This is a genomic window from Zarconia navalis LEGE 11467 (assembly GCF_015207075.1).
GTDB lineage: Bacteria > Cyanobacteriota > Cyanobacteriia > Cyanobacteriales > Geitlerinemataceae > Zarconia > Zarconia navalis.
The window spans coordinates 1-6,437 of record NZ_JADEXN010000313.1; the positions used below are offsets into that span (position 1 = coordinate 1).

Annotated in this window: 5 protein-coding genes and 1 pseudogene; 5 read left to right on the forward strand and 1 reads right to left on the reverse strand. The window is 50.6% G+C overall.

Annotation, left to right across the window (positions count from 1 at the left end; all coding sequences use genetic code 11):
• Both IQ235_RS15585 and IQ235_RS15590 read left to right on the forward strand, forming a co-directional pair.
• Positions 1 to 318 (forward strand): annotated as a pseudogene (locus IQ235_RS15585) (sodium:glutamate symporter); the annotation flags it as partial.
• A 79-nt stretch (positions 319 to 397) separates the two neighbouring features.
• The gene (locus tag IQ235_RS15590) at positions 398 to 2,656 is read left to right on the forward strand and encodes a response regulator (RefSeq protein WP_264322361.1); all 2,259 of its coding nucleotides are present in this window, start codon (positions 398 to 400) and stop codon (positions 2,654 to 2,656) included.
• 40 nt (positions 2,657 to 2,696) lie between these two features.
• On the opposite strand, the gene IQ235_RS15595 is transcribed toward IQ235_RS15590, so the two are convergent.
• Positions 2,697 to 3,932 carry an adenylate/guanylate cyclase domain-containing protein gene (locus IQ235_RS15595; protein ID WP_264322362.1) on the reverse strand — a complete coding sequence of 412 codons (1,236 nt, stop codon included), beginning with the start codon at positions 3,930 to 3,932 and terminating at the stop codon, positions 2,697 to 2,699.
• Positions 3,933 to 4,404: 472 nt separating this feature from the next.
• Here IQ235_RS15595 and IQ235_RS15600 point away from each other — a divergent pair, with 472 nt between their 5' ends.
• The 3 genes from IQ235_RS15600 to IQ235_RS15610 all read left to right on the forward strand — a co-directional run bounded on the left by IQ235_RS15600 (position 4,405) and on the right by IQ235_RS15610 (position 6,347).
• The gene (locus IQ235_RS15600) at positions 4,405 to 4,785 is read left to right on the forward strand and encodes an endonuclease/exonuclease/phosphatase family protein (RefSeq protein ID WP_264322363.1); all 381 of its coding nucleotides are present in this window, start codon (positions 4,405 to 4,407) and stop codon (positions 4,783 to 4,785) included.
• 230 nt (positions 4,786 to 5,015) lie between these two features.
• Positions 5,016 to 5,639, forward strand: a complete 624-nt coding sequence (locus tag IQ235_RS15605; RefSeq protein ID WP_264322364.1) for a peroxiredoxin family protein — start codon at positions 5,016 to 5,018, stop codon at positions 5,637 to 5,639.
• 21 nt (positions 5,640 to 5,660) lie between these two features.
• Positions 5,661 to 6,347 carry a cytochrome c biogenesis CcdA family protein gene (locus tag IQ235_RS15610; RefSeq protein WP_264322365.1) on the forward strand — a complete coding sequence of 229 codons (687 nt, stop codon included), beginning with the start codon at positions 5,661 to 5,663 and terminating at the stop codon, positions 6,345 to 6,347.
• Positions 6,348 to 6,437 lie beyond the last annotated feature (90 nt).

Genomic DNA, 6,437 nt, shown 5'->3' on the forward strand with positions numbered 1-6,437 from the left:
TTTATCTTCCTCGCCCCGCGAATTCTGCCTACCTACTGGTTCGAGCGCGGACTTGGGGATATGGGTCAGTCGATGGGGGTGACAGCAACGGGGATTTTGCTCTTGCGCATGGTCGATCCGGAAAATCGATCGGGAGCATTTGAAAGTTTTGCTTACAAACAACTCTTTTTCGAGCCAATCGTGGGGGGCGGTTTGTACACCGCCGCCGCCCCCGCTTTGATTGCCCGTCTCGGGCCGGTAACGATGTTATGGATTAATTTGGGAGTTCTCGCCGCTTGGCTGGCGTTTGGGATGTTGAGCTTTAGAAAACCGTCTTAGTTGAAAATGGCATCCTCGGATACTTGCCAGCTTCCGAGGGCACTGGGTGCATTTATATTAGGAAACAGGAGCAAAATTCGTGTTGGGAAGCGATCGATTTCAAGGTTTTTTGAAAAAAGGGTTCTGGAAAAATAATATTGCCGTTCGCTACTTTTGGACGATCGGCATCGGCTCGTTTATCGTCCAATCGGCGATCGCGATTCCCGAACTTCAGCATCGCCACAAAGGGCACGTGTTCGAGATCGAGGTTCAAGAGCGATCGAATCCCACGGCAGAAATTCGAGGGGGCAATTCCATCGAGCTTGAGAAACAAGAATTAGAGCGGGCGATCGTCGTTTCCGCATTGAAGTCAGCCCTTTCTAGTATCCTCGTGGCGGCGATCGCCGCCATTTCGATCCACCGACAGGTGCGCCGTCCCCTAAAGGATTTGACCCAACTTTGCGAGGCATTTGCTCGGGGAGAACTCGACCGGCGCGCCCACCCCAACCTGAATGGCGATGGCGAAATCGCACGATTGGGTTCCCAGTTCAACGAGATGGCTCGGTATTGGCAAGACACCCTTGAAAGCCTGCAAAATGGCATCGCCGAGCGGGAAGAGACAGAAGAGCAACTGCAACTCGTGGTTGAAGAACTCGCCCGCACCCGCGATGAAGCTCTCGCTGCCACCGTTGCCAAAAGCGAATTCTTGGCCACGATGAGCCACGAGATTCGTACCCCCATGAATGCCGTCATCGGTATGACCGGACTTCTGCTCGATACTCCCCTCAATTCCCAACAACAAGACTTTACCGAGACGATTCGCAACAGCGGTCAAGCTCTCCTGGCATTGATTAACGATATTCTCGACTTTTCCAAAATTGAAGCCGGTCAAATGAACTTGGAGGAATACCCCTTTGAGTTGCGCCGTTGCATCGAAGAAGCTCTCGATTTAGTGCGTGTCGGGGCGAACCAAAAGCATCTGAAGTTGAGATTTCAGATTTCCCCCCAGACGCCAGCGGCGATCGTTGCCGATGTCACTCGCATCCGTCAGATTTTAGTCAACTTACTTGCCAATGCGGTTAAATTTACCGAAGTGGGTGTCATTGTCCTATCGGCAAGCGGTCGCCCTTTAAACCGAAAAAATGCGGGGAAAAACGACCCGTCCCCCACATCTAAGGAACCCTACGAAATTCAATTTGCCGTTCGCGATCCCGGCATCGGCATCGATCGCGATCGAATGCATCGCTTGTTCAAATCCTTCTCTCAAGTTGATGCATCCACCACTCGCGAGTATGGGGGGACGGGGCTGGGACTGGCTATTAGCAAGCAATTGTGCGAGATGATGGGCGGTCGCATTTGGGTTGAAAGTGGTGGCGCGATCGCGGGAAATCCACCACCGGATTGGGAGGTTGACTCTTCTGACCTACCGAAAACCGATCGCGGTTCGACTTTCTATTTTACGATCGTTGCCCCGACCGCCCCTGCCCTCGCCCCTCCCCCCCGGAAAGAGGGTCTAACCCAAATGCGACCCAACCGAGTTCCCCTGCGGATTTTGCTGGCGGAGGATAATGCGGTCAATCAAAAAGTGGCATTGCTGCTGCTGGAAAAACAAGGGTATCGAGCGGATGTAGCCGGTAACGGATTTGAAGTCTTAGAAGCCCTCGATCGTCAATCCTACGATGTGGTGTTCATGGACGTGCAGATGCCGAAAATGGATGGATTGACGGCGACAAGGCAGATTTGTCAGGATCGATCGCCCGATTGTCGTCCTCGAATTATTGCTCTCACCGCGAATGCCATGGGTGAAGATCGCCAGATGTGCTTGGATGCGGGGATGGATGATTATCTTGCCAAACCCATTCAAGTGGAAGAGTTGGTAGGCGCTTTGAGTCGATGCGGGCCAATCGAAACAACACCGCCGATACAGACAGATGCGATCGATAAGACAACCCAAGTGGAGAAGATAGCGAGGATGGATAGCCCAGCGGAGCGCACCCCTCCCCTCGATCGGGCGATCCTACAAGCTCTCAGAGATATGGCGGGTTCTCGCGCCGGGCAGATCGTAACGGAGATTGTCGATAGCTTTCTAGAAGATACTCCCCACCAATTGAGGGAACTGCGAGCGGCGATCGAAACCCAGGACGCTCGAAGCCTGCGAATGTCCGCTCACGCATTGCGATCGGCGAGTGCGAACCTCGGGGCGATGGTATTTTCCGATCTGTGCAAATCTTTGGAAAATCTCGCTCGGTCGGGAACGACGCGCGGAGCCGAGCGTTACATCGGTTCGCTAGAAGAAGAATACCATCGAGTGGAGATCGCCCTGAAAAAGGAACGCAATTTAGTGATGGTTAATTGTTAATAATGCGATGTGCAAGGTTTCAAAACTCGATCGTGGCGACTCAAATTCCGAAAATTTCTAAACTCTCATCTCTACCGCGAATGGGCTTTTTGCCAAGCGATCGCAAAGGTACATCCGTTAAATGTTGTTGGGTGGTATGACTAATTAAGAGGGCGCAACCCATTTCTTTCGTGAGAGATTCCAGCCTTGAAGCCACATTCACCGTATCTCCAATTACCGTAAACTCTAAATGACCGCCTGTGCCCAAACAACCGGCCACAATCGGGCCAGAGTGTAAGCCCAGTCCCACCGGCAAGGGACTCACTCGATCGACATTGGCTAAAATCTCCCGAGCGGCTGCCAAAGCTTGCAATGCATGGTTATCTAACGTCTTGGGTGCTCCAAAAACGGCCAACATCCCATCCCCCATAAATTTATCCACCCAACCGCCATGACGCTCCACAATACTCGATAAAAGTCCCTGAAGTTCGTTTAAAAATTCAAAAACCTCTCCAGGTTCTAGTTTTTCTGAATATTTAGTAAAACTTCTAAGATCGCTCACCATGATGGTGACATCAAAGATCCGGGGTTCTTCTAAGAGTTGCATGGGTGATTCAAATGCAGCTTCCACCACATTAGCTGGAAGAAACTGCTCCATCAATAGACGACCTGCCTCATTTTTACCCTGGCGACGCACAATACTAGAGTTCAACATCCCCAATAGTCCGGTACCCAAAATCGTAAACAGGGCAAATACACTCACTGCATTATCTAATTGGAATAACCAAATGGCATAAACAAAATTAGCACAGCCTAAAATGGTTGTAATGACCGATGCTTGACGGCTGATTCTAATCGCTCCAGTTATCGCCATCAGACAGCAAAGAGCCGTAACGTTCGTAATAATTTGGGGATTAGATTCCCCCATCACTCGCCAGATATTTGTAATAAATAGAGCCAACAACAACCCATCAAATAAGGGGATGGCAATCTGTAGTCTGGGTAACCACTGCCAAGAATATTGGTGACGTAAAAGTATCAAAAAACCGGCTGAAATTAGAAAGGCCGTAAAAGAAACCATCGTCACCGTAAGAGGAATAGATGGTTCGCCAATGAGTTGCTGGGGAAAGAAAAAGACGATGACATCTAAAATAAATGAAATTAGGACCACCACAACTTTGACATAGGCGACCTTTGTCTCATTTTTGAGAGATTCCTGGGCAATAACCCGAAGGGCGATCGTCTGTAAGGATGAGCCAGGCGATCGCGAGAAAATAGTTGTTGTTGATTTGGTCATCGTCCCTATGCTGATACTGTTGACTGTCACGGCAATATCCGACTAGCGAGCCAAAGTGCTAACTATTCATCAACCATTCATCAATCTTACGGAGCTTTTTTGGTGAAATCCGACAAAGAGGTTTATGCCCTTTTCGGCTGGGATATTTTTAATCCGATTGATGTTGAAACGGTTGATATTGCAACTGGCCAACTCCTTGACCAAAAAATCTGTGTGACTTGGTTCTGTCGGCGGGTAACATCAGCTTCCCTATCCTCGAGGGTACTTAGAGCTACCAATTTGTTGACATATTTACAAAATATGCTATATTATCGTAACTGCTAATAATTCTCTGATAGCGCCCTGCCAATTTGGTGAGGGTGTTTTTTGTGGTTTCAACCTATTTTGAGAAGCAGGAGAGCCGAGAAAACCGTTACAGTAGTTGGACAAGAGTAGAACCATCATCGAAAAGCCCCAGAAAATATCGAGTGCGATGACCATAAACCGGCTCCTCAAAATTGTTCTTTGGTCGCTCGCAATCGCTTTACTCGGATTGAGTATTTCTTCAGCTCCATGGTACAAATTGTGGCTTTTCGAGATGTTGGGAGCGGGATATCTTTGGTTCGCCGCACTTACACTTATCTTATTTGTGGGTCTATTGTGTTCCCAACTCCATCCGCTGCGACGACATTTAAGCCCTTTACTCTTAACGTTAGCGATCGCCTCGATCTTCTATAGCACTTCGATCGGACTCCCCTATATCCCCAGAGTTATCGATTCGATGTCCGATGGAACTCCCCTCACCGCGATGACCTACAACGTCAACGATCGATTCTGGGATGCGGCAAGTGTTGCCGAGGTGGTGCGATCGTAACCGGCAGATATCTTCGGGTCGATCGAGCCATTTCCAGACCAAGCTACCGAGTTGCACGATCTCGTTCGAGACCTCCATTAACTCTCCCCCTTTGGTGATGACTGGGGTCTACCTTCGATCGAAACCGTTAGAAAAAATATTTCATGTGAGATTTTAAATCCAATGGGTTGCCACCGTCGTATCTAGAAAGAACAACCTCGAAAAACAAAAAACAGGAGCGAACCCCTTTGATGAAATTTAACCGTACCCATCCTCTAACCCTGAGTTTCACCCTCGCCGCGATGGTCTTCCTCGGGGCTTGTGCTGCCGATACAGCCAGCACCAGCGATGCCGAAACGACAGCCGAAGCACCAGCCGCCACAGAGACCGAAACCACCGCTGAAGCCCCCGCAGCCACTGAACCCGCCGCCACCGAAACCGAACTGACAAGTCTTCCCCTCACCAATGCCGCAACGGGGGAATCTTTTACCCTGGCGGATTATTCGGGACAAACCGTTTTAGTCAAGCCCATGGCGACCTGGTGCGGCAAATGTAAAACCAACTTACAAGGGGTGCAAGCCGCGACCACCGATATGGGTGAAGGGGATGTGGCCATCGTTGCCCTAAGCGTGGAAGACAGTCTCCCCGATGCTGATTTAGCCAACTATGCCAGCGAGGAGGGCTTTGACTTCACCTTCGCCGTGGCCACTCCAGAAATGACCCGCGCACTAGACGCGAAATTCGGACAAACCGCCCTCAATCCCTCCATCGGCTCGCGTTTTATTATCAGCCCCGACGGCGAAATCTCGGAACTGACCACCGGAAAAGTCGATCCCACCGCTCTGGCAGCGACCCTCGAAACCGCTAGTAACTAAGATTTTATTTAGGATTCAATCGTGGTTTCAGAACTCTTGCAAGCTTTCGTCCTCGGCAACGGTGCAATCCTCACCAACGTCTGTATGTTGCCCCTCTACCCCGGTACGATCGCCTTTCTCGGCAGCAATATTTCCGATCGCAACGCTCGTCCCGTGGGTCTTTTGCTCGGTTTTGCCGTGCTAGGGGGCATTCTGAGCATGATGGTGGTTATTGGGGCAGTTTTATATGCGATCGGTCAATCGTTTTCTGCCGCATTGCCGATCGTTCTGCCTGCCATCTACGGCATCGTCATCGTTTTAGGCATATTGATGGCGATGGGGTTCAATCCCTTCACCCGAATGCTGACCCCTCAAGCACCAACGGTCAATAATCCCTTTGGCACTGCTTACCTCTACGGTTTGATGTTCGGGCCGATGACGCTTCCCTGCACCGGCCCGATTATTACCGCTGCCTTCGTCCTCAGTGTGGATTCGACGGGAACGCTTTCGGGTACGGCATTGCTGTCGCGGCTGCTGTACTTTGTCTGTTTCGGACTGGGCTTCGGCTGGCCGTTGTTACTGTTACCGGTATTGGCGCGATCGGCTCAACGTCGCTTCTTGAACTGGACGACGAAAAATCACGAACTGCTGGTACGGGGATCGGGTGCGCTGTTGGTGGTTATCGGCATCTTCGGGATTTGGACGGAACTCTTGCCGAATTTGAGGTAGAGGCAACGAGCGCTTTGGAGGCAGGGGAAGAGAATGGACAATTGACAATTGACAATGGGTCAGTTGCAACGCTCTTCCCCCTCTCCCTTG